General features: G+C 45.2%; 24 protein-coding genes and 3 pseudogenes. 14 read left to right on the top strand and 13 right to left on the bottom strand.

All coding sequences use genetic code 11. The features are described 5' to 3' along the window. Positions 1-65: 65 nt before the first annotated feature. Positions 66-1946: a hypothetical protein gene (locus CIK98_RS05715; protein WP_094383302.1), complete on the top strand. Its 1881-nt coding sequence runs from the start codon at positions 66-68 to the stop codon at positions 1944-1946. A gap of 202 nt (positions 1947-2148) precedes the next feature. On the opposite strand, the pseudogene CIK98_RS05720 reads toward CIK98_RS05715, so the two are convergent. Next, positions 2149-3437, bottom strand: a pseudogene (locus CIK98_RS05720) (IS1380 family transposase). A gap of 311 nt (positions 3438-3748) precedes the next feature. On the opposite strand from CIK98_RS05720, the gene CIK98_RS05725 reads away from it, so the two are divergent. The 4 genes from CIK98_RS05725 to CIK98_RS05740 all read left to right on the top strand — a co-directional run bounded on the left by CIK98_RS05725 (position 3749) and on the right by CIK98_RS05740 (position 6300). After that, positions 3749-4201, top strand: a complete 453-nt coding sequence (locus CIK98_RS05725; RefSeq protein ID WP_094383303.1) for a cupin domain-containing protein — start codon at positions 3749-3751, stop codon at positions 4199-4201. A gap of 5 nt (positions 4202-4206) precedes the next feature. Continuing rightward, on the top strand, positions 4207-4971 hold the full coding sequence (locus CIK98_RS05730) for an MBL fold metallo-hydrolase (protein ID WP_094383304.1): 765 nt from the start codon (positions 4207-4209) through the stop codon (positions 4969-4971). A 77-nt stretch (positions 4972-5048) separates the two neighbouring features. Further along, entirely contained in the window at positions 5049-5432 is a 384-nt protein-coding gene (locus CIK98_RS05735) for an outer membrane beta-barrel protein (protein WP_094383305.1), read from the top strand. A 28-nt stretch (positions 5433-5460) separates the two neighbouring features. Then, entirely contained in the window at positions 5461-6300 is an 840-nt protein-coding gene (locus CIK98_RS05740; RefSeq protein ID WP_094383306.1) for a Cof-type HAD-IIB family hydrolase, read from the top strand. A gap of 93 nt (positions 6301-6393) precedes the next feature. Here CIK98_RS05740 and CIK98_RS05745 read toward each other — a convergent pair whose 3' ends face one another. The 4 genes from CIK98_RS05745 to CIK98_RS05760 all read right to left on the bottom strand — a co-directional run bounded on the left by CIK98_RS05745 (position 6394) and on the right by CIK98_RS05760 (position 10234). Continuing rightward, entirely contained in the window at positions 6394-7071 is a 678-nt protein-coding gene (locus tag CIK98_RS05745) for a hypothetical protein (RefSeq protein ID WP_094383307.1), read from the bottom strand. Positions 7072-7073: 2 nt separating this feature from the next. Continuing rightward, the gene (locus CIK98_RS05750) at positions 7074-7976 is read right to left on the bottom strand and encodes an NAD-dependent protein deacetylase (protein ID WP_094383308.1); all 903 of its coding nucleotides are present in this window, start codon (positions 7974-7976) and stop codon (positions 7074-7076) included. Between the two features lie 15 nt (positions 7977-7991). Beyond that, positions 7992-9215 carry an SO_0444 family Cu/Zn efflux transporter gene (locus CIK98_RS05755; RefSeq protein ID WP_172409832.1) on the bottom strand — a complete coding sequence of 408 codons (1224 nt, stop codon included), beginning with the start codon at positions 9213-9215 and terminating at the stop codon, positions 7992-7994. Between the two features lie 95 nt (positions 9216-9310). Then, positions 9311-10234: an AraC family transcriptional regulator gene (locus tag CIK98_RS05760; RefSeq protein WP_253249653.1), complete on the bottom strand. Its 924-nt coding sequence runs from the start codon at positions 10232-10234 to the stop codon at positions 9311-9313. 288 nt (positions 10235-10522) lie between these two features. Between CIK98_RS05760 and CIK98_RS05765 the strand changes: the two are divergent. Next, positions 10523-10654, top strand: a pseudogene (locus CIK98_RS05765) (IS1380 family transposase); the annotation flags it as partial. A 204-nt stretch (positions 10655-10858) separates the two neighbouring features. Here the strand turns inward: CIK98_RS05765 and CIK98_RS18895 are convergent. The 5 genes and pseudogenes from CIK98_RS18895 to CIK98_RS05785 all read right to left on the bottom strand — a co-directional run bounded on the left by CIK98_RS18895 (position 10859) and on the right by CIK98_RS05785 (position 13122). Beyond that, complete coding sequence (locus tag CIK98_RS18895; protein ID WP_371683244.1) at positions 10859-11263, bottom strand: transposase; 405 nt, start codon at positions 11261-11263, stop codon at positions 10859-10861. 63 nt (positions 11264-11326) lie between these two features. After that, positions 11327-11533, bottom strand: a pseudogene (locus CIK98_RS18900) (transposase); the annotation flags it as partial. 45 nt (positions 11534-11578) lie between these two features. Then, positions 11579-12202 carry a DUF6444 domain-containing protein gene (locus tag CIK98_RS05775; RefSeq protein WP_094383311.1) on the bottom strand — a complete coding sequence of 208 codons (624 nt, stop codon included), beginning with the start codon at positions 12200-12202 and terminating at the stop codon, positions 11579-11581. Between the two features lie 343 nt (positions 12203-12545). Beyond that, complete coding sequence (locus CIK98_RS05780) at positions 12546-12872, bottom strand: hypothetical protein (RefSeq protein ID WP_141210420.1); 327 nt, start codon at positions 12870-12872, stop codon at positions 12546-12548. A gap of 49 nt (positions 12873-12921) precedes the next feature. Beyond that, positions 12922-13122 carry a hypothetical protein gene (locus CIK98_RS05785; RefSeq protein ID WP_141210421.1) on the bottom strand — a complete coding sequence of 67 codons (201 nt, stop codon included), beginning with the start codon at positions 13120-13122 and terminating at the stop codon, positions 12922-12924. A gap of 339 nt (positions 13123-13461) precedes the next feature. Between CIK98_RS05785 and CIK98_RS17990 the strand changes: the two genes are divergently transcribed. From CIK98_RS17990 to CIK98_RS05830, 8 genes are all read left to right on the top strand, one after another. Continuing rightward, positions 13462-13611, top strand: coding sequence for a hypothetical protein (locus tag CIK98_RS17990; protein ID WP_172409833.1), 150 nt, complete (start codon positions 13462-13464; stop codon positions 13609-13611). A gap of 384 nt (positions 13612-13995) precedes the next feature. Next, a complete protein-coding gene (locus tag CIK98_RS05800; RefSeq protein WP_094383315.1) occupies positions 13996-14196 on the top strand; it encodes a hypothetical protein in 201 nt (66 codons plus the stop codon). A 2-nt stretch (positions 14197-14198) separates the two neighbouring features. After that, complete coding sequence (locus CIK98_RS05805; protein WP_094383316.1) at positions 14199-14762, top strand: DapH/DapD/GlmU-related protein; 564 nt, start codon at positions 14199-14201, stop codon at positions 14760-14762. 4 nt (positions 14763-14766) lie between these two features. Next, the gene (locus CIK98_RS05810; protein ID WP_094383317.1) at positions 14767-15420 is read left to right on the top strand and encodes a flavodoxin family protein; all 654 of its coding nucleotides are present in this window, start codon (positions 14767-14769) and stop codon (positions 15418-15420) included. A gap of 8 nt (positions 15421-15428) precedes the next feature. Next, the gene (locus CIK98_RS05815; protein WP_094383318.1) at positions 15429-16241 is read left to right on the top strand and encodes an MBL fold metallo-hydrolase; all 813 of its coding nucleotides are present in this window, start codon (positions 15429-15431) and stop codon (positions 16239-16241) included. A 2-nt stretch (positions 16242-16243) separates the two neighbouring features. After that, positions 16244-16486: a hypothetical protein gene (locus CIK98_RS05820; RefSeq protein WP_094383319.1), complete on the top strand. Its 243-nt coding sequence runs from the start codon at positions 16244-16246 to the stop codon at positions 16484-16486. An 83-nt stretch (positions 16487-16569) separates the two neighbouring features. Further along, positions 16570-19959, top strand: a complete 3390-nt coding sequence (locus tag CIK98_RS05825) for an SNF2-related protein (protein ID WP_094383320.1) — start codon at positions 16570-16572, stop codon at positions 19957-19959. Between the two features lie 199 nt (positions 19960-20158). Next, positions 20159-21298 (top strand): ATP-binding protein, encoded by a 1140-nt coding sequence (locus tag CIK98_RS05830; protein WP_094383330.1) that lies wholly within the window; start codon positions 20159-20161, stop codon positions 21296-21298. Between the two features lie 669 nt (positions 21299-21967). On the opposite strand, the gene CIK98_RS05835 is transcribed toward CIK98_RS05830, so the two are convergent. From CIK98_RS05835 to CIK98_RS05845, 3 genes are read right to left on the bottom strand one after another with little or no spacing between them, the layout of a single operon-like run. Beyond that, positions 21968-23032 (bottom strand): hypothetical protein, encoded by a 1065-nt coding sequence (locus CIK98_RS05835; RefSeq protein ID WP_094383321.1) that lies wholly within the window; start codon positions 23030-23032, stop codon positions 21968-21970. Between the two features lie 13 nt (positions 23033-23045). After that, entirely contained in the window at positions 23046-23558 is a 513-nt protein-coding gene (locus tag CIK98_RS05840) for a TonB family protein (RefSeq protein WP_094383322.1), read from the bottom strand. Next, positions 23555-23941 carry a LytTR family transcriptional regulator DNA-binding domain-containing protein gene (locus CIK98_RS05845; RefSeq protein ID WP_094383323.1) on the bottom strand — a complete coding sequence of 129 codons (387 nt, stop codon included), beginning with the start codon at positions 23939-23941 and terminating at the stop codon, positions 23555-23557. The genes CIK98_RS05840 and CIK98_RS05845 overlap by 4 nt, the downstream gene beginning before the upstream one ends. Positions 23942-23959: the final 18 nt, after the last annotated feature.

The following is a 23959-nucleotide window of genomic DNA, read 5'->3' on the forward strand; positions in this document are numbered from 1 at the left end:
AAGTTGCTCAGGTACTTATGAAGAAAGTTAAACTAAAGTGCTGCGGAATTTAGGAAATACTAACGATGAAGAAATTTGTATTCTTTCTTTTCTGCCTCTTGTGCTGCCAGATAATAGCAGCACAGCGCGTATGCTATTCTGATGGCAGCATCACCATAGAGGGCGACCCGATGACGTGGACACTTGCTACCGACGGAACGCAGTATCCGTGGGTCACCAGTCAGTACCAGTGGGGCAAGACCTACTATGAAGCCGACGGAGAAATTGCCGTCAATACAGAACGTCGGCAGGACGGCAGCGACATCGTCGAGACATATACCTTCACAAACACGTCGAAGCGCAAGGTGTCGCTGAAGAACGTCGGCATCTACACGCCGTTTAACGACAACTATCCCGATGCCAAGACCTGCATGACGCAACGCTGCAACGCACATATCAATGCCAACGGACGCGGTGCATGGGTAAACGCTTTGCGGATGAACGGTGTGGGCCCGCACCTTGGACTGATGGTCACCGAGGGCGAAATTACCGACTATGACGTATGGGAGCGCGGACAAAAGAAGGGTATGTCAAACTTCCGTGGCGTCCTTGCCCTTTGTCCGCCTGACATGATGCTGAAGCCCGGCCAGAGCTACCGCCTGACGTGGCGCATCTTTACCCATCAGGGCGGCGACTTCGACCAGCAACTGCTCAGACGAGGCGGCACGGTGGTCAGGAGCGAGAAATATGTCCATGCCGTAGGCGAGACAGCCAAGGTCGATTTCGCCACCAGTAGAGGTACGAAGACGGTCAGACGGAAGATAACGGCAACGGGCGACATAGATATTGAATACAAAGGTACTCACGCCCTTCTGTTAGGCATCAGTGACGAACAAAAGTTGATTGAGAAGCGCATTCGCTTCATCCTCGAACGACAGCAGATGCAGGACAAATCCGACTCTCGCTACGGAGCCTTTATGATTTTCGACAATGAGGGTGACTCGATACTGACCAACGACCAGGGACGCAGCGACCTCAATGAAGGTCGTGAACGCTTGGGAATAGGTATAGCGCTTGCGGCATACGGCCTAATTGAAAAAGAAGAAAGTAGAAATGAGAAATTGCTATCTGCCTTGGAACGCTATGTTAAGTTCGTACGCGAGCGGCTGCAATATCCCGACTATCGGACAAAATCAAACGTCAATGGCGGCAAGAACCGAGGCTACAACTATGCCTGGGTAGCTGACTTCTATTTCCGCATGGCTATGCTGACTGGCGAGGCGCAGTATGCACGTGACGGCTATGCTACTTTGCAGTCGCTCTATCGTCAGTTCGGATATGGCTTCTATTGCATCGACTATCCCGTAACGACAGGTCTGCAGGCATTGCAACAGACGGGACTGACTTTCGAACGCGACATGCTTCTTCAGGACTTCAAAGCCACAGCGGATATTTTCGTAAAGAACGGTCTGAACTTCCCAAGCTTCGAGGTAAACTACGAGCAAAGTATCATCGCTCCTGCTGTGCAGTTCCTATGCGAAGTATATTTAGCGACAAAAGAACAGAAATATCTCAAGGCAGCACAAGGTATGATGCCTGCACTTGGAGCACTCAGCGCACGGCAGCCCAACTACCATCAGCACGAGATAGCCATCCGTCACTGGGACGGATATTGGTTCGGCAAGCGTCAGACCTACGGCGATGTCTATCCCCAATATTGGAGCTGTATCACCGCTGCCGCCTATCACTACTATGCCAAGGCTACGAGCATTCAGGACTATCAACAGCGTGCCGAGAATATTGTGCGTGGTAACCTCTCGCTCTTCCGTGAGGACGGTAGTGCCACCTGTGCTTTCGTCTTCCCTCGCCGTGTCAACGATGAGCCAGCCCATTATGCCGATGCATACGCCAACGACCAGGACTGGGCACTGCTTTTTTACATGTTGGTAAATGAGAAAAATATATAAAGGAATTAACTATAACAAAACAATTATAAAAGTTCCTAAAATCCGCAGATAATTTTTCGAGTGTCTGATTTAGTCCTTGCTTATGACGATTCTGTCTGACTCTGGGCTTAGAAACGCTTGAGCTTGACTTGTATGCAGACACCTTCCCCTTACCCCGTAAGGTCGAGAGGCTTTGACCTAAGCATCAATGAAGAGTGTTAATCTATCCGTGCTCCCAAATTATGTTGTATGGTTTGTTGGAGTAGATGTTGAGTTTGTATTGTCGTGCCGTTCTGATCCACTTGGCAGGGACGGCGATGAATCTGAACAGAAAACTCTTGACTCTGTCTGTGGCCTTGATTCCAAAGAGGACAGCCATAAGCGGCAATGCCACATGTATCGGTAGAAGTTTGCCGCCATGGCGGTTAGGAGCAGGAACACGGTGTTCTGGTTCATAAACGACTTTGGCAGATGTGCCCATCCGAAATCGTTGTTCTGGCGGTCAAATACCTGTTCTGCTGAGCCCCGCTTGTTGTAGTGTTGTATGATCTCCTCGTCGGTCATGTCCCAGTCGTTGGTCAGTATGCAGCGGTATGTATACTCACCGTCGAAGAGGTCAAGTTGCTCGCCATTCTGCTTACGCTGCCGCTGCACGACGAGGCGGCAATGCTTTGCGTCCTCGAAACTCTCGAAGGGGAACGACTGCACGTCGTACTGCTGGAATCCTATCTCCACCGTAGTCCAGCCTGTCTGCCGCTTCACCTTCTCGTACAGACCTGCATACCGCTCGGCACGGATGTAGAACTTGTCAGTATGCTCCATGACCATCTTCACAATGTCTTCGCTATAGGAGCCGCAGTCAGCACGGAAGCTCCTGACATGAATGCCGAACGACCTCATCATCTCGAAGAAACGCCGGTGAGTCTCTGCCTGCATGAAGCGCACGTTCGCGTTGCCGTCACGGTTCTCAAGATAGGCAATCAGCCCGCCGATGGTGAACACGCCGGGGCTGTAGCCGTCAAAGCCCTTGTAGGTCCGCTTGCTGTCATACTTGTCCGCCTCAAGGAACTGGTGGTCGAAGTCCACGTCGTACTCGCCTCCCTCCGCGAGCTGACCTGTGGCCAGCAACAGCTTGATGAGCAGTTGGTTCAGTTTCTCAGCCGTGTTGAAATCATAGACGTTGCCCGTCTTTTCTACCGTGTATGATATGTTCTCCGTTGCCAGTTCTTCTATGCCGCGCAGCACCGTGTCTGCACTTGGAACACGCGTATGCGGACGCTCGGTAAGCACGTCCTTCAGATATAGGTTGAGGTCTTCCATGCAGTCGCCGCCACAGCAGAACACGGAAAAGATCGCACGTATAATCTCGCTGTACTGATAGCCAATCAGAGTGCTGCGAAGTCCTAAGTGTGAGTCTATCACAGAGGACAGAATAGAGTCAAATTTGTCCAAAACGAAAAATATTCCGCCAAAAGCAGTGATTTTCTCAGATCTTTGTTGTACTTTTGCCATGTCATTGATGATTTTGCTTGTCTTGATTTGCAGCACTAAGGTAAGTGAAAAATCTGACATGGCAAAATCCTGAGCAACTTTTTGTTGCTCAGGAACTTATAAAGAAATTTAAACTAAAGTGCTGCGGAATCTAGGTGATAATTCAGTAATGAGAGGACGTGTACACGCAAGAAGGACGTTGAAGGGCTTAGTTGCGGATTTGAGGAAATAATTAATGGTTTATCAAAATGGTAGTATATATATTATTAATGGTAGAATGTTTCTTTGTTTTATGCACTACCTTTGCACTCGTAATCAAAACAAATAACATTATGAAAGAAATTAAAATTGCAGAAAAAGGTGAGAACTTCACCACGGTGAACGTAGGTAAGTTGAATGAAATTAAGGAATATGAGTTGGCTATGGGCAATTTCTCTATCCCGGGAAAGATGTTTGCAGGACATGCACTACAAGCAACAGGTGCAGAATTGTCTTTCCAAAGTCTTGCAGCTGGGCAGGATTATGGCACACGCCATACCCATAAAACCCACGAAGAGCTTTACTTCATTCTTAAAGGTGAAGGCATTTTCGATGTAGATGGCAAACGATTTCCCGTTTCAGAAGGAAGCATCGTGAGAATTGCGCCCAATGGCAAACGTGCTTTCAAGAACACAGGCAGCAGCGAAATGCTCGTGCTTTGCGTACAATATAAGGCAAATTCGTTCTCTGATGATGATGAACCTCTGAAGGATGCTATTATGTTGGAAGTCAATGTTAAACTTTAATAAAAATGAATATCCAGCAAGTAAGAAACGCAACGATAATCGTTGAATATGGGGGAAAGAAAATTCTGATCGACCCCATGTTGGGAAAGAAAGGCTGCATGCCTCCTTTCCCCTTTAGTAGAAATCAACACCTGCGCAACCCACTTCATGAACTACCTTTTCCTGTAGAAGAGATGCTAAAAGGTGTAGATGCGGTATTGCTTACCCATCTGCACGATGACCATATCGATGAGGCGGCCTATGAAATGATACCTAAAGATATGCGATTTTTTGTGCAAGACGAAAACAATCGGCAGGTGGTGATGTCGCATGGATTTAATCATGTGGAAGTTGTCAGCGACAATACAAGGGTTGGGGAAGTGAGCATACAAAAGGCCGAAAGCCAGCATGGTAATTTCATCATGAAGTATCCTGCCGGACATACAGCGGGTTATGTATTCACTCATCCACAAGAAAAGACGCTCTATCACGCCGGAGATACCATCTGGTATGCTGGTGTAAAGCGCAATTTGAAGCGTTTTCGCCCCGAGGTTATCACCCTTAATGCAGGTGGCAATGGCTTTCACTTGGGTGGACGCGTTATTATGAACGATGAAGATGTGGTAAAAGTTGCTGCAGCTGCACCTGATTCAAAGATATTTGTGACGCATCTTGAAGGCGTGAACCATAATAGCGTGACGCATGAAATGGTGAGAAAACGTGCGAAAGTGGCAGGAATTTTAGACCGCGTCTTTATTCCTGAAGACGGTGAAAAGGTAGAGGATTTGTAAAGAATTGAGTCCACTTGAATCTTGACTTTTTCAAGTGGACTCAGTTATTTATAATAGTGTTGCAGAATTAAGTATAAATGAATAGTATTGACATAGAAAATTTCTTAGACAGGAAAGGGATTAAGCCCACTTCCAACCTGACTTTCCAAGCCACTGGCCGTTATAACTCGCGACGTATCACCGCACAGGGCACGCTGGAATCCGATTGGGATGTCGAAGCTGGGGCACGCAAAAATATCGGTTCCTGGGGCATATCGCTTCTCTGCAAGGATATTTTCAACTCAAAAGAGACGAACAATGTCATTTACGGAAACGGCTACACGCGGTCAATCCGCAAATGGTCGGGAGGTCGCACATTACGTCTGTCAGTCACCTATACCTTCGGAAAATCCGACAGTCATGAGCATAATCACCACAACCACATCGACACCGGTGGCTACGGAGAAGAGCATCATCATTAAATTAGGTAAAGTATAATATTATATATATATGATTAAAGCATTGTTTTTTGATATAGACGGGACATTGGTGAGTTTCAGAACTCACAAGATTCCCCAATCAACAGTAGAAGCCATAACTATGGCGAAAAATATGGGCATCAAAGTTTATATATCTACCGGACGTCCCCGCCAGTTGATAGACAATATCAATGAGATTAGTCATTTGGTGGACGGGTATATTACCGTAAACGGTGCTTATTGTTTCGAGGGAGAGGAAATTATATCATTTCATCCGATACCAGAAGCGAATGTACGAAAAGTATTGTCTTTGGCTGATGAAATGAACTTTGCCTGTATGGTGGTTGGCAAGAATGATTTGGTTATGTATCACGACAACGAAAGTGCCGACCGCATTTTCCGGCAAATGCTTAACGTGCACGGACTGAGTGAAGATGTGCCTGTGGAATCTGTCTTAGAGCAATCCGTTCTACAACTCACTCCCGTAATTTCACAGGAGGACGAGGAACTGATTATGCGGAGCCTCCCGGACTGCACGTCATGCAGGTGGCATCCAGACTTTGCGGATGTCACTATGAAAAGTGCGGACAAGGGTATGGGGCTTTCTGTAATCATTGCCCGTCATGGCATCAAAATAGAGGAAACGATGGCTTTCGGAGACGGAGGCAACGACATGTCCATTATCAAGAAAGCAGGTATCGGCGTTGCCATGGGCAACGCCAACGAACCGCTGAAGGATGTCGCTGACTATATCACGGATTCTGTCGATGAAGATGGAATCTATAAGGCATTGAAACGTTGGATATTCCCAAAGCTTGGATGTCTCATATTCTTTATATGGATGTTTCATTTTTACGGTATTTATGTATAGAAGATTGTTCGCAACTTGCAATATACCATTGCGTCACCCAATATTAGGTGATGCAATGGTAGTAGATTTAAATTCCTTCATCGGAGGGGACAATCATTGCCGCAATCTGTTTAACGTTATGGCGATGTCGCCGGGCAATGCTATTGACTTGCCGGCTATTTCCTCCGGGATATACAGCTCATGTGGTAGGTTGAGTGTGATGTAGGTGGCATTTGGTTCATGTTCCACAAGCTGCATCAAAGGTTGTTTGATGATGCGGTTGCGACTTCCGATACCCAGTTCCAAAACTACAAGGCGTTTGCCCGTATATTGCGAGAGAAAGCTATTCACTACGCCCTGCTTGTTGTCGGGCTGTTTCCCTTGAAGCAGATGAGTGAATGTTCCTTCAATCTCCCACACACAGGCGGGGTCAAATCCTGACAACTCAAGATGCATGTCGCCATTGGTGGTAAGGATGAAATGGGGCTTGTCGCCGATTATCGCACGCAGATTGTCCATCACCTGCGAAGGGCGGTAGTCTTTCACCCAATACTCCACCAATCGGCTTAAAAACTCGTGGCGGTCGAATTCCGACGGATAGTTGTGGAAACAGCCGTCGAGAACACTGTGTATGCCAAACCGTTGACGGAAACTTCCGAATTGCGAACGGAACATTTCATTGTCGGCAAAAATGTTGTAGCCTTCGGCTATAGACAGTCCGTTGCTGGCTCCGATAAGTATGGCATCTGCCTGACGCAACGCGTGACAGGCCTTTTCGATAAGTTCTTTCATGGTCAATATATTCTGCTTGGATTGAAAATAGTACTTTGTTCTTCTCGTTTCAAACCATCTGTCGGCTTGCCCAACAAGGATTTCAACGCAAAAGCGATATCCTCGTTCACGGCAAGGCTCTTGCCGGCTATTTCCTTTGGAATGATGGCGTGCTGCGGATTGATCGGTACATAGGTAGCATGAGGCCACTGGTACACCATGTTCATGAAAGGCTCCTTTATGAACATCGGGGTCATCATGCCCACGCCCAATTCCAGAAACAGTGTCTTGCGCTGGGAGTTGGCTTGCAGGAAACTCATATATCGTTGCAGTTCCTTTTTGTAAAAACAGCCTTGCAGGAATTCACGTGACCTGACCCATACATCCATCTCCCCGCCACAGACAGGACAACGGGGAATGTATTCCTTTGGCAGGCAGTCGTTCACCATTTTATCGTTCAGTTCCATGACCATGTCCTTGTTGTAGTAGATAGTATCATGACAGCACTCCTTGCATTGGAAATACCGCCAGTCGCCCTGCAAGCGGGTAATCCGATCCTCCGGGAACACCCTGTAAAATTGTGCGTCTTGATTGGTAGTCACGATGTAATAGTTCTTTCCTTCCAACAGTTCGGCAAGATCGGTGTAGGTTTCGCCTGTTTCGCATTCATACACGTATTTGATGGTGCGAAGTTGCAGCGTCCAGTGTTCACCCTTTGTCATCCGTTGATTATAAAAGCCGTCGAACATGTTCCTGAACCCGTATTTCTCTCTTAACGAACCAGCCAGTTGCCTGAACACATCATCGTCTTGGTAGTAAAACCTGAATCCCGAAGCCGCCGACATACCCGAAGCTCCTCCCACCACAATGGCATCAGCTTCCTCAATCTTGCTCTTTAATACGTCAAGTAGTCTTTCTTTATCCATAACATACTTGATTTTTTAAGAGACAACATCAAAACCAGCATTTCTGACGGCAGACACCACATCTTCCGCGTTATGTTCTCCCTCGACCGTGGCTATACCCGTGGAGAGATTCACGTCCACTTGTTTTACTCCCTTTACCGAACTGATGCTTTTTGCCACTGTTGCCTGACAGTGCGAGCAGTTCATACCCTTGATTGTATATTCCTTTGTCATTGCTGAAACTGTTATATGGTTATGTTTATGCCCTTTAATGAAAGTCACTACCAAAAGGATGACCAAAACGGCAGAGCTTGCCGTGGACAGCAGGCTGAACGCATGCTCTTTTCCTGCCATAGCCTGTGCGTTTCCAATCGTGAACCAGTCGGCAGGAAGTACATAGTCGATTATCAGCCCGAAGGTCATTGCTCCGACCACGATAGATGCCAGATAGATAATAGCCGATTTGCGTCCCATCTCTCGTGAGATGAGCGTGAACGAAGCAAAGTTTGCTGCGGGTCCAGCCATCAGCAATACCAGTGCCGTTCCGGGAGACAGTCCCTTGATCATCAGTGACAAGGCGATGGGAATGGAGCCGGTGGCGCATACATACATGGGAATGGCGATTACCAGTACCGTAACCATCGACAACAAAGGCTTGCTGCCGATGACGGCGAAGAAATCCGCAGGCACATATACCGTTATCAGTGCGGCGATGACAAGACCGGCAACGAGCCAGCCTCCGATGCTTCCTACGAGGTCGATGAACCCATAGCGCAAGGCGTTAAGCAACTTTCGCCCGAATCCCTTGTGCTCTGCTACATTCTCTACATTCGGTTGGCAACAGATACGTACAGCGTTTTTGCGCTCCGACCTTCCGACTGCTATTCCACCGAGCACTGCGGTGACAAGCGCGGCGATAGGACGGATGACGGCGAATGCCGGGCCGAGTAGCGACCATGTCGCGGCAATGCTGTCAAGGCCGGTCTGCGGAGTGGCTACCAAAAAAGAAGTGGATGCCGCACGCGATGCACCATTGCGGCGCATGGAGATGGCTGCAGGCAGCACACCGCAGGAGCATAAAGGCAAGGGAATGCCGACAGCTGCCGATTTCACTACAGAACGCCAGTCTGTTCCTGCCAAATGGCGGGCAAACGTCTTTTGAGGCACAAAGGCGTGCATCAGTCCGGCGATGAAGAATCCCAGCAAGATGTATGGTGACATCTCGTTGAGCATGAACAATAATGAGTTTAATAATTCCATATTCATTGATTTTATTTCTGCCTGCAAAGGTATTGCGTTTTAACCTTTTAGCAGATACCAAAACAGAATCAACTACTACCATATTGATAATCTGGCTATGAAACCCCATTATTCTTGACCTCTTCCATGAACTCCCCGACAGTCGTTCCCGTCTGTTGCTTGAAGAACCGCATCAGGTGATTGGGAGCTGAGAATTGCAATTTATAGGCTATTTCCTTTACGGATAAATCTGAAAAGAGCAAATCGTTCTTTATCTCCTGCAACAGCCTTTGTTTCAAAAGATGCACGGCAGTCACTCCGAATTCGTTTTCCACGGCTTTGTTAAGGGCAATTCTGCTGATGCCCATCATTGAGGCATAATCGTTTACCCGAATGTGTTGACGGATATTTTTCTCCAACAGTTCCTTGTACCTGAAAGCGTAATTGTTAAGCGGAAGGCGCAAGGGCAGGTTGAACATCTTGGCGTAATAGCGGTTCAGCAGCAACAGGAACTCATACAAATAGGCCACAATCATGTGGTAACTGTCAGCGACAGGCGACAATAGTTCCGACTTCATTTTTTGGAGCAGCGTAAGGAAGAACCTCATTTGCTCCGCATCCATACCGAAGCATGGCGGGTTGTCGCTTTGATAGCAATACAGCAACCTGTACATAAAATATTTGTCGGAGATAAAGTTATAGATAAACTCTTCTTGGAATATAAGAAAGGTGTAATCAAGCTCTTCCATCTGCACGTGCCATTCCTGCCGCTTGAACGGAGGGATAATCAGAACGCAGTTGTCGTGCAGTACGATTTTGTCTCCGTCAAGGAACATAAATCCTGATGCCTGGCGGAAAAAATAAAACTCAAAGAAGTCGGTCTTATACCTCTCATGCAGGTTAAACCACCCTTGTCTTTCATTGCTGTCGGCGGTATTGAGCATGAAGTCCACACCGCATGCGCTTTTGGTATATTTCAATAGCGAAATGTGGCTTGCTGTCTTGTAAGGGAAAATCCCCATCTGGTTCTTGTATGTCATTGCGATTTTGTTATTATTGATATTTCACTGGTTGCAAAATTAGCGTATTTATCTGAAATATAGCTGAAGTTTTCGTATTATTTATATCAAACCTTCATTCCGCAACACTTTGATTTAATTTTATTTATAAGTTCCTGAGCAACAAAAAGTTGTTCAGGATTTTGCCATGTCAGATTTTTCACTTATCTTAGTGTTGCAATTCAAAACAAGCGTAAATCGTAACAAGACATGGCAAAGGTACAAATATAATCTGAAAAACTCACACCTTTTGGAGGAATTTTTTCAATCATGGAGCAATTTGACTCCATGCTTTCACCTATTATCGACCAGACACTTGGTCAGAGATGCCGCAGTATCATCGGATACCAGTACAGCGAAATTATTCGTTCTCTGATGAGCGTATACTTCTGTGGCGGTTCAAGGGTGACCTGTCCCCTGTACCGATATCGCCGTTTTTTTTGTTTTCTTAATGATTAATGAACTGTAATAAGAAAAATGCGCTTAATTAACAACTATTAATACTTAATGTAACTACTCAGGTAGGTTTGTCGTACTCCCCCATGCACAACTTCCCTCGTTGCAACCAACGAGAGTAAATCGTTCTTTTACAAAATATGAAGCTGTTTATAATGTCAGCATGCTCGGTTTGAGCTGTGCTATTAATTGCAACTCACGGAACGGAGAAAGATCTTGCTTTTTGGCAGTATCAATGACGGAGTGTATTACTGCATACGTTTCGGCTCCAAGGAACGTACGGAAAAGTCCTGCGACTTTCTGCTTCGTCTTTGCCGGTCTAACTGCCCGTTCACTTGCATTATTGTCATATGGGACATCAGGGTTGTCAAGGAAAGTGAAGATATAGTCCTTTTTACCAGACAATCCCTTCTGCATACCAGCAAACTCCTTGTCATCAGTTCCAAGAGGTCCGTCAAGTAGTTCGTCCAGTCGTTTTTTCAACCCTTCACGGTCTATTTCGTCCCATGCTTTTTCTCTGCGTTGCTTCATTGCGTCTGTTATGAGATTGAGCATGTCCTTGGGCCATTGGTTTTCAGGTTGCAACTCTGTCAGATAAACGAGATTATCTATACCCGTCTCATCTGCGCCAGCTACTGGAGACTTGCCTATCTTTGACTTGATTCTCTCGTAAAGTGCTCTTGCCCGCTTGGTCATCCTTTGCACTATATTGTTGATCGTACCCTCACTCATGTCTATATGGAACATATCATTCATGAGCCTTTTGATACGCTGGTATGATACAGCGTGCTCTTCACAAAGATATACAACCAGGGCCTGTACATTCGGGCCGTAGAATACGTCTCCATTTACACCTTCCGGAAACTCGCTTCATACAGTATGCCCACAATTAGGGCAAACCTTCTCCAATATGGAGTACTGGGTTATGACTGGAGCCGGGAAGTTTATATCTATCATCTGGCGAGTCATCTTCTGAATACCCGAAACATTTGACAAATCTTCACCGCAGTCCGGGCAGTTGTCCAATGGTACCTCTACATAAAAATCAGCTCTCTCTTCCCTTTGCAAAGTACTTCCCTTATGTCCTGGCTGACCTCCTGACTTCTTGCCAGATGGCTCACGCAATGACTTTGTACGCTTTCTCTCCTCGGAGGCTGCAATATCTTCCTTAGACGGAGGTGTGTTGCTGTTGTGGCTATCTTTCTTTGGTTTCTCCAATTTGTCGAGACGAGCCTTAAGTGTGCAGATTTCCGCATTCTGTTTCTTGATTTTTGCAAGATCTTGTCTGTGTTGCGACTCAAGGTATCCATTACGCTTTTTCAACTCCTTATTCTCAGTCTTTATCGGAGCTACTTCATCTTCGAGTTTTGTTAGTCTTCCTAGAATATTTCGCAATGCTTCATCAGCGTCAAGAATAACGTCAGGGTGTACGTTGTTTGTACAAGAATCCTTGCGACTCTTGGCATGTGTTTCGTCATAATATGAGTACGGCAAACCTACCTGAGTAGTTACTTTAAAGATTAAAAAATTAAAAATTTTAAAAGGGTAAACCCTTAAAGATATTATAGATTAAAAGATTAAAATCTTAAAAGCTGAAAGCTTAAAGATTAAGGGGGTTATGACGGGGAGTTAATGAGGTGTTATCTCATAACTTCCAAAAGATAACTTGCCTTTTTCCGTGACAGGCGTGTGAGGTGTGTGGGGTGTGTGGGGTTTATATACTAACATTTTTATAATTTCTATTGAAGCCCTACTATATAGTAACCCTTTAATTCAATTACGCGAAAATAATATATATAATCTTACGCAACCTAACACATCTCACACGCCATGGACCTCAAAACGGCATGCCCTCCTTCGGAATATCTACGTCATCAGGCATGACAGATCCGATGTCAGAGGCTGGTCGCTCAAACAACTTCCAAAACTTGCCATTATGACTACGATAGCTTACAAAACCCATGTCCTGCAGCGCTTTACCGACCTGCACTGGCGACAGGCGTACCTGGCTGCCGAAGCGGGCGACGATGTCGGAGGCGGTGAGATAGACGGCCTTCTCGTTTTCGCCAGGCTTGCGGTAGCGGGTGTTGAGCTTCGCTATCTCTTCGGAGTCGAACCAGTAGCGGAATCCGGAGTCGAGAAGATGACGGATCTGAGAATACACGCCGACATAGTTGATGTTGGCCTTCCACGGGTTGTCGATATGATCGACTTCAAAGACGAGCGAAGGCATCGTCCTTGGTCATACGCTGCGAGTTGGTCTTCACGCAGAAATACCGTCGCAGTTCGGGCGGCAGCAGGTTGTTCATAAACGACGTCTTATACGTGCCTTGCGGACCAAGAAGTACAAAATTTGATGGTTCACCACCTCGTCGTTCTTCTCTGTGCGGCTGATAGCCAGTAAGCGTCTCCACGATGACGTATTGCGTATTCCAAATTAATTGTTTACCTTTGCCGCGTTTTTTTAAAAGGTAACAAAACATTCGCCACATGATGCCAGCCATGCAAGATATTTGTTTGTCTTGTTATATGCGATTTTTATGGAAATCGCATCGTTTCTCAATAAAAAATCGTACCTTTGCACCGAAATGTCAGATACACGTGAATACTGAACAATATGAGGTGACTCTGAACAGGAAAGAAATATATGGCATTACCAATAAACATAGACGAACTGCTGAGGACGAAGGCTGGGTTTTGGCGAAGGACAAAAGTAGAGCTTAGCCAGAGCAGAAGCCAAACTTGTTTGGATTATGCCGAGTCGTGACAGAGGAAGGCGGAGCCAACTATGCGGCAAATGCCATATTCTGAAAGGCAGAAACGAAGAAATGCTCTATGCCGACTATATAGACGGCAAGCGGTCGTATATGGATATAACATTGGAAATAAGAAGCAACAAATGAGTCTATGACAATAAATTGAATGAATTGATAACACAATATGTGGATGAGAAATATCTGGCTGAGGACGGCAAGGCTTTGAACAGCATAACAATATAATAATAACACATTAAATCGTTAAAACAATGGACGCAAAAGAAAAAGTATTAGCAACAATGAAAGAGGCAGGTCAGCCTCTTAACGCAGGTAAAATCGCAGAACTCAGCGGTCTCGACCGCAAAGAGGTAGATTGACAAAGTGGCAGATAATCAGACACATGATGAACAACAAACAATTCATAGAAGATCATAAGGAGGCATTTGGCGAAGGAGCGAATGTGCAGACGTATAGCAGTCAGCGTATCATAGATTTGCCGGTAATTTGCTGAAATTGAAAAGAACTTGAAACATGGCAACAAAATACGGAAAGACATGGTGGGGCGAGCAATGGCTCGGTGCACTAAAGAATATTGATTACAGTAACCGACTACCTCGTGGCGCTTCATACCAGGGCGAAGAACTCACTCCCCTTGTTTATGTGGATGATAACAAATATTACATCGAACTGAAATGCGAGCGCGGAACATGCGCCGTAATTGCTTTTGAATAGATATGACAGTACAAGAATATAGAGATTACATAGCAGCAGGGAACCCTGTCGAGAACGGTAGCGAACCACACCTCTTCATGCACCAGATGGCACAAGAGGCTATTCGCATTACCATGGAGATAAATAATAAGTACCACACGCCAGAGGAGCTTAGAAAGTTGTTCTCCGACCTTTGGGACATTGACGTACCAGAGACATTCGGCATGTTTCCTCCTTTCAATACCGATTGTGGAAAGAATACCCATATCGGTGAGCGGGTATTCATCAATAGCGGTTGTAAGTTCCAGGATCAAGGAGGCATCTTCATTGGCAATGATTGCCTTATAGGACACAATGCAACACTCTGTACTATCAATCACAATCCCGATCCTGAACATCGTGGCGACATGACTTTCAAGCCGATTCGTATTGAAAATAAGGTGTGGCTTGGTGCAAACGTAACCATCTGTCCTGGTGTCACCATCGGTGAAGGAGCCGTTGTTGCAGCAGGAGCAGTTGTAACAAAGGATGTAGAACCAAGAACTGTTGTTGGTGGTGTACCAGCTAAGTTCATAAAAAAAGTTTAGAAAAATGAAAGTAATAGCAATCAACGGAAGTCCCCGTAAGAATTGGAATACAGCCATCATGCTTCAGTCAGCACTTGAAGGAGCAAAGGCAGATGGTGCGGAAACAGAACTCATCAACCTCTATGACTACGAATATAAAGGTTGCGTCAGCTGCTTGTCATGCAAGCGTAAAGGTAGCCAAGCCAATGGGTTGTGCGCGTATAAGGATGCATTGACCACCATCCTCGAAAAGTGCAAGGAGGCAGATGCCCTTATTCTTGGCGCACCCATCTACTTTGGTGACGTGACAGGTATGATGCGTTCGTTCCTTGAGCGTTTCCTCTTCCCAAGCCTTTGCTATCAAGTTGATCCTGCTACAGGAGCGCTGAAGACACTTGCTGCCAAGAAGCCTATCGGTTTCATCTACACCATGAATGCTCCCAATGAATGGGGCGAAACGGCATACGGCCCGATGTGCTACCAAATAGAGGGTTCTCTCGCCGCCATCTATGGTTGTACGGTAAAGTCCCTGAAGGTGTACAACACCTGCCAGGTCAAGAATTATGCCGACTACGACATGGATTATTTCGATGCAGAAGCTAAGCACAAATACCGTGACGAGCACTTCGAGGAAGACAAGCAGAAAGCATTCGAATTAGGCAAGAACATTTTAAATTGAGGCAAAACATGAACGATACTTGTAAACTAACAATGCTCGGCACTGGCAGTGCACTGGTGACGAAATGCTACAATACGTGCTTCACCATCCATACGCCTCAGACGATGCTCTTGGTGGATGCTGGTGGTGGTAACGGCATTCTTGCGCAACTGGAGAAGGCCGAAATCAAGCTCGGCGATGTACACCATGTCTTTATTACTCATGCGCATACGGATCACATCATCGGTGTGCTATGGGTGTTGCGTATCTTTATCCAGTATGCTCTGCGTGGTATGGTGGATAGTCAGTTGCACATCTACGGACATGACAAATCGCTGCTCGTTCTGCGCACTATGATTGAGTTGATGCTGCCTGCGAAGCTTCAGAAGCAGATTGGTACAATCGTATTACTCCATGAGATCAAGGATGGCGACTCTCTCTCCATAGAAGATCTCAACCTCACTAGCTTTGACATTCTCTCCACCAAGGAGAAGCAGTTTGGATTCCTTGCCGTTCTTCCTGACGGCAAGCGTCTGTGTTGTCTTGGTGATGAACCATACAATCCCGCCAACGAGCAATATGCAAAAGATGCCGATTGGTTACTTGCCGAATCCTTCTGTCTGTATGCCCATCGCGACATTTTCAAGCCCTACGAGAAGAGCCATGTGACGGTCAAGGATGCTGCCGAACAAGCAGAAGCATTAGGCGTAAAGAATCTTGTTATCTATCACACCGAGGACAAGAACATCGATCGCCGCAAGGAGCTCTATACTGCAGAAGCAAAGGCGCATTACAATGGCAATGTGTTTGTGCCAGAGGATTTAGAAACAATAATACTATAATAATGAAGCAGACATTTGACTATCTCGAAAACGTAGCCTTTGCTGCTACTGTATGCGATAAAGAAGGTATTGTGCCTTATCAGAATGCTGTAGCTCGTCAGCGTGATGGTGGAGTGATTGGCAAGACTTGGTTTGAAGTGCCAGGAGGAGAACTGAGCGGATTGATAGAACTGGATATTGAGATTCCGGAAACTCATCCTACGTTTAACAGAGATCTTACTACAGACAGTAGAGCCAATCTATAGAAGAGATAGCGGTATTGGTAAAGTCCAATATTGTGTTGGCTGATATAATGATTTCGTTCGGCTCTTGAAAATTAATTTGAAACATGGCAACAAAATACGGAAAGACATGGTGGGGCGAGCAATGGCTCGGTGCACTAAAGAATATTGATTACAGTAACCGATTACCTCGTGGCGCTTCATACGCTCGTAATGGCATGGTGCAGGAGATTAACTTTTCGGGCAACATCATTAGCGCGAAAGTGAAGGGAAGCCGTCGCACACCCTATAGCGAGACCATCAAACTGCCCGAGTTCTCGTCGAAGGATATTGACAAACTCGTCAAACTGATACAGAAACAACCAGTCGTGCTGAGCAAACTCTTCAACCGCCAGTTGGATGAATCGTTGGCAAAGATGGCTGAAGAGGCTGGTATGCCATTGTTCCCCAAGCAATGGAAGGACTTGAAGATGAACTGCTCATGTCCTGACTGGGCTGTGCCTTGCAAACATCTGGCTGCCGTCATCTACAAAACGAGCATGGAGATTGACAACAATCCGTTCCTCGTATTCTCGCTGCATGGCGTTGATCTGATGACAGAGCTGGAGAAGCGTGGCATAACAGCTGCCGACTCCACAGAGATGATGGAGGTGGAGAATACTAGTGCGGTGTATGCCACGACGGAACAGATGCAACTGAGGAATGTGCCCGAACAGATGCCCGACTACACATTGCTCTCTGATCTTACATTGCCGTTGTCCAACCTTCTGCCATCGTCGCCTGCGTTTTGTCATAATGGCGATTTCCAACAAGCCTACCAGAAGGAACTGTTATACATAAGCAAGGTGGCAACAAAGGTGTTGCAGGATAAGCAAAAACTGTTTGAAGGTACAAGCGGCAAGGCTCTGAACAAACGTGACATTGTATCTGTTGACGATATTCGCCTTCCTCTGCTTCAGCAACTGCTCGACATCAACATTGACTTTCTGCGTGACTATGATGATTCTATTGCAGCCCTTCGCAGTGTGCTCATCTGTGCGCTTCAACTGATAGCGCATGGTTGCGTAGTTCCACAGATTTACTATGACCTTGTGATCAGCAAAGGACGTGGACGTGCAAAGGCTAAGGAAGAGAAAGAATACCACATCATATGGCAACCTGCCATGATTGACGAAGCCACCCGCAGCATTATTGGCAGACTGGGGCAGAGCAAGGAACTTGTCAGCAAGATGATAACGTCGGTCGTTCCTATGCTATCGCATGAGAGCAAAGACGAACTGTTCTATGACATGTTCTTCAAAGCTGAGTGTTCGCGCTTCAATGGTATCGGAGAAACGAATACCCCCGGCGGCATACGCTCATGGCTTGACCGATACTTTATGCAGAACAAGCATCAGGTGACGTTCCTTATTGACGAGACGGAAAAAGGCTTTGCCGTGAATGTCAAGGCGGATGACCATCCGCTGGAGGATGTGATGACAAAGAAGGCTTACACTTCAAGCCGGATGGAGATACTGCGTCAGCTTGCCATCCTGTGCGACATCGTTGACGGACTTGACGCTTACATCAACGACAAGGGCAAGAGAAGCATTGAGTTCACGATGCAAACTTTCCCGACATTCCTGCTGCAAGTGATTCCTGCCATGCGACTGCTCGGCGTGAACGTCATCATGCCAAAGGCATTGCAGACACTTATACGTCCACAAATATCGGTAAAACTGAAATCGAAAGGAAAGGACTCAAATGGATTCCTGTCAATGGGCGACCTGCTTGACTTCAACTGGCAGGTAGCTGTGGGCAATGTGTTTCTATCACCCGAAGAATTTGACAGATTGCTCGGTCATGCGAGTGGATTGCTCCGGTTCAAGGAACAATACGTCTATATTGATGAGGCGGGGATGTCGAAACTGCAGAAAGTGCTGAATGCTCCACCAAAGATAAAGCCAGGCGAACTGTTGCAAGCGGCTCTTTGTGGTGAGTATAAGGGAGCACCTGTAGAACTGACCGATGAGGTGCGCGAACTCATAAGACAATTTACATCACAGAGCGTCATACCTCTGCCGGAAAGTATCAATGCACAGTTGCGCCCCTATCAGGAGCGAGGCTTCTCATGGATGTATCGCAATATGAAGATAGGCTTCGGCAGCATCATAGCTGACGACATGGGTCTTGGCAAGACCCTTCAGGTCATTACCCTTTTGGCAAAAATGAAGGAAGAGGGCGCAATGGACAAGAAGCAAGCGCTTGTGGTAGTGCCAACAGGTTTGCTGCACAACTGGCAGTCGGAGGTGAAGCGCTTCGCTCCTCAACTGACCACTGGTGTATATCACGGTACGGCACGTGACCTGAAGGACGATGATTGCAAGAATGCTGACATTATCCTCTCGACATACGGTGTGGTGCGCTCTGACGCCGACATACTGAAGAAACAGAAATGGCAAGTGCTCGTCATAGACGAAGCCCAGAACATCAAGAACAGCGATGCTGCACAGAGCAAGGCTATACGCAGCATCCCAGCCAATTGTCACATCGCCATGAGTGGTACACCGGTGGAGAATCGCTTGTCGGAATTCTGGAGTATCATTGACTTTACAAACAAGGGCTATCTTGGTTCGGCAAAGGACTTCTCCGATACATACGCGAAGCCTATACAGAAGTATGGAGACAGTCGTGTGGCAGAGCGTTTCCGCAAGGTGACAGCTCCGTTCCTGATGCGACGGCTGAAGACGGACAAGAGTATCATCAGCGACCTGCCTGACAAGATAGAACGCAACGAGTTGGCATCGCTTACTCCTGAGCAGGCTGCTCTATACCAAGAGACCGTCAACAAATGTATGGCTGTCATAGAGAACATGGAGGGAGAAGACAGCCAGACTCTTTTCAAGCGTCAGGGACTCATCCTGCAGATGATGCTTGCCTTGAAGCAGATTTGCAATCATCCGACGCAGTATCTCAAGGACAACCGCATGGATGCAACCTTATCGGGAAAGACAGAAATGTTGCTCGATATGCTTCGTAGTATCATTGATGCTGACGAGAAGGTGCTTATCTTCACGCAGTTCCGCGAGATGGGCGATTTGCTCCGGCACTTCATCCGTACCACTCTTGATGAAGAACCGATGTTCTATCATGGTGGATGCTCATTGAAACAACGTCAGGAAATGGTTGACCGTTTCCAGAACAACCGCAACGACCGCATCTTCATACTTTCATTGAAGGCAGCCGGTACTGGCCTCAACCTCACGGCAGCAACTCACGTCATACATTACGACCTCTGGTGGAATCCTGCAGTTGAGGCACAGGCAACCGACCGTGCATATCGTATAGGTCAACACAAGAACGTACAGGTGCATCGCTTTATCACGCAAAACACTTTCGAGGAACGCATTGACGCTATGATACAAGAAAAGAAACATCTTGCTGACCTCACAGTATCTACAGGCGAGAGTTGGATTGGCAAACTTTCAAACAAGGAACTGCACGAAATCTTTGGATAAGCAATGTACTTGGAGAAAGAATTGCTTTATGCCGACGAGATTGAAGACATTCTTTCTTACCGCGTTCTGTGGGAATGGCATAATCCACAGTTTTGAGTCGGGAGTTATGGTGAAAGTTTTTAAAAAACATTAAATATCAATTGATTGTTTGTTTATTGCGATGATAATTATTATCTTTGCAATAAAATAAATGACCAATATGGCAAACAAGATGATAAGCAATCCTTTTGTCGTCGGCAAATATTTAACAGACGAGTATTTCTGTGACCGTATAGAGGAGACTGCATTCCTTCTAAAACAGATAGTAAACGGCAGAAATGTAGCCCTGATTTCTCCAAGAAGAATGGGGAAGACTGAACTCATACACCACTGTATGAGACAATCGGACATCGCCGACAACTATTTTCCGATATTTGTGGATATCTACGCCACTACATCATTGGCGGAATTCGTATATCAGCTTGGCAAGGCCGTATATGAGAAACTTGCACCGAAATCGGAGATATGGAAACAGAGATTCTTCAGTGTTGTCAGCTCACTCCGTATGGGATTCAAACTTGATCCCATGACCGGTGAACCGGGGTTTGACATTGGGCTTGGTGACATAAAGACCCCCCAAACCACTCTCGACGAGATATTCAATTATCTTGAACAGGCTGAAAAGCCGTGCATCGTTGCCATCGACGAATTTCAGCAGATAGGCAATTATGAGGAGAAAAACACTGAGGCCATGCTGCGTACACTCATACAGAGATGCGCCAACACTTCATTCATCTTCGCTGGTAGCAAGCGGCACATGATGGCAAACATGTTCACCTCGCCGTCAAAGCCGTTTTATCAAAGTTCGATAACCATGGGACTCAACCCTATACCATTGGATACTTATTGCCAATTTGCCGCAAGGATGTTCAAACTGGGGGAAAGAAGCATCGAAGAGGATGTTGTAAGGAGTGTTTATGAGGACTATAACGGTTGTACATGGTTTATGCAGATGATGATGAACGAGCTGTTTGCATTGACCCCCATGAGAGAGAAATGCGTGAAGTCTATGCTGCCGCAGGCAAAGCGGGGCATTATCCTGAGTCAGGAGCAAACCTACAAAGAGACGCTCTCGCAAATGGCTCCTCGTCAGAAGATGCTTCTTCAGGCGATAGCGCGCGACAAAGAGGCAAGGAACATCACGAGCCAGGAGTTCATCTCGCGCCATAGTCTTCCATCGGCAAGCTCGGTGCAGTCGGCTGCCAAGGGCCTGCTTTCATCGGACATCATCACCAAGGACGACGATGCATACCGCATCTACGACTATTTCTTCTCCGAATGGTTGGCTAAGGTATATTAGCACTGGCGAAGGAAGGTAAGACTGCCACGCCAAATAAGGGAGCCTTCATCCAAAAATACAGCCTGAAGGCTGCAAGCACGGTAAGCAGTGCTTTGTCTGCACTTATTGACAAGGAACTAGTGTATCGCTCTCCTGACGGATATTCTGTGTATGACCGTTTCTTAGAGATTTGGCTGAGAGAGTTATGATTCTTTCGCATTACCTGTTTACATTTCCAAAGAGCAGGTATTCGTTTTATGTTCCGCAGTGCGGTATCTACGTTCCGCAGTGGGGAATGTACATTCCGCAGTGGTGAACGTACGTTCCGCAATGCGGAATATAAACCAAACACGGTGCAAAGATACATTAAAACAGGGTATTATGCAAACATCTATACGACAATCTTTATACATTTACAACTAAGGAGTATAACTTGGGGGCGCATTCCAATATCGTGCGTATAAAGACGGCATTAGTAGAGAAGGAGCTTATTGAAATCCAGAAAGAAGGTATATTCATTGCCGATCCCGTAATGAGCCAATGGCTGAGATGCCGTTTCTGTTGGGCATAACGGACGAGTTACTAACAATTACGCTAATTACCAAGTTTTCAATGAGTTATATTTCATCGAAGTCACGTTTAAATAAGTGACGTTCAAATGGTAAGAGATTCTCGTTTGGACGCCACTTATTAATATTTTCGATTGTCAATTATATCAATAATCGATTTAATATTGGTTATAAGTTCTTGATTCTCCTCATTTTGAGGCAATTTGTCAGATTTCTCTAAGAACAACCTATAATATTTTATTTCGTTCTCCTTATCTTTCATGCCATTGTACATTTGAGCAATATTATAATATGTTAGGACATGGTCAGGGTTCATTTTCGAGGCATAACAAAAAGCATTACATGCTTTCTCATAATTACGGGTCTCAAAATATGTTTCTCCCAACTTCTTATATAGATGAAACATTGAACAACTGTCCGGTTGCACAATGCTTATTGCTTTTTCTAAATAGGTTGCGCTCTCGAAAGCCAATCCCAACTTTAAGCTGTTGTCAGCCAATAATTTCAAAACCATAAAGTCTTTTCCATTCTTTAATTTGTCTGCTGCGAGTAAATAGCTGTAAGCCTCTTCACGTTTGTCCATTTCGCCATAACAGATACCTAAGATTAAATTTACTTCATAATTATTCCACCCATGCTTATATAATCTAATATAAGAATTTTTCGCTGTTTCATAATCTCCAAGCAGATAACAAGAATATCCATATTGACGCCATACAAATAAATTTAAACTGTCATTATCCAAATATTTTCGCGTAAGAGTCTTTGCAGAAAGAAAATCTCCTTTTTGCATCATATCAGCCGCTACAGATGCTGTAATATCGCCGTCGGACGGGTAATCCTTTAATATTCTTTTACCCCATATATCCACAGAAATAGTATCTTGCAAACGTGAATATGAATAATATATCTGTCTCATATCATCATGTTGAAGGCTATCTTGTGGAACGATACGTAATAGCGAACTGATTTCAGATTTGTAGTCGCCAAGTTTACGATAGCACAGGGCAAGTTTACGAAAGACTCTAAGAGAGTCATCATCACTTATACACTGTTGGTAATATAAAACAGCAGCAGAATAGTCAAAATTAGCGAGAAGACTATCAGCTTTGTTATGACTATTGGCATCCGCTGATACAGACTGCGTTGCAATACTCAAGAAAAATAACAAAAGAAATTTGTTCATTTGAATTATTGTATTATTTTTTTGTTTTACTAAATCGAACGGGTAAAGTATAGCTGATGTCAGTTGCAGTGCCGTCAGCCAGTCGTCCAGGTTCCCATTTTGGACATTTTTCCAGTAAACTAACCACCTGCCTTCCGAAAGATTTCTCCTGAGGTTCAGATATGATTTGAATGTCCTTAATATCACCACCCTTACTTATAGTAAAAGATACTACGACTCTTGCATCTTCAGTTTCGTGACCTTCTGGATACTGTAGATTTTGACCTATCCATAATAGGAATCTTTGGAAATCTTGATTTCCCATAAACTTTGGAGCAATAGCGTCTTTTGAAATTACCTCAACTTCTTCTAAAGAAGTATTTTGAGTGTTTGTATTTTTTTTGTTCAACAACCCCAAAAACACCACAACAATAATCAGACATAACAATGCGAGCAAACTCCATAAAACAAAAGAATGCTTCTTATGAACAAGTTTTGTATGCTGTCCTATCACATAAACACGATCTTCATTTTTTTCTGTAATCATATCTTTATTCGCTTTTTATTTATACTTTCTTCAATAATACTTTTCAGTTCCTTTAAAGCCTCTTTTGAAGCCTTTTGATGTAATTTAATTCTCATTTCATGATCTGACAATACAATTTCTTGTTTTTGAATGTCAATTGAAAATATATATTCACTATTAACGATAAGACTCTTCCCTACCCGAATAAATTTCTGTGACTCTAATCCTAATTGACTTTCAAGAAAAATTTCGAATGAATGCAAATTAAATGAGAATGTATAGGTTGTTCTGTCAATCAATGACACAATAGAGTAGCTTCCATCTGACATAATACAGACCAAACATTCTATTGGGATTTTTATCAATGTATTCGAATTTGAGAGTAAAATATACTTTTTATCCATAATTTTTTATGTTTTGAC

The sequence above is a fragment of the Prevotella sp. P2-180 genome, assembly GCF_002251435.1.
Lineage (GTDB): Bacteria > Bacteroidota > Bacteroidia > Bacteroidales > Bacteroidaceae > Prevotella.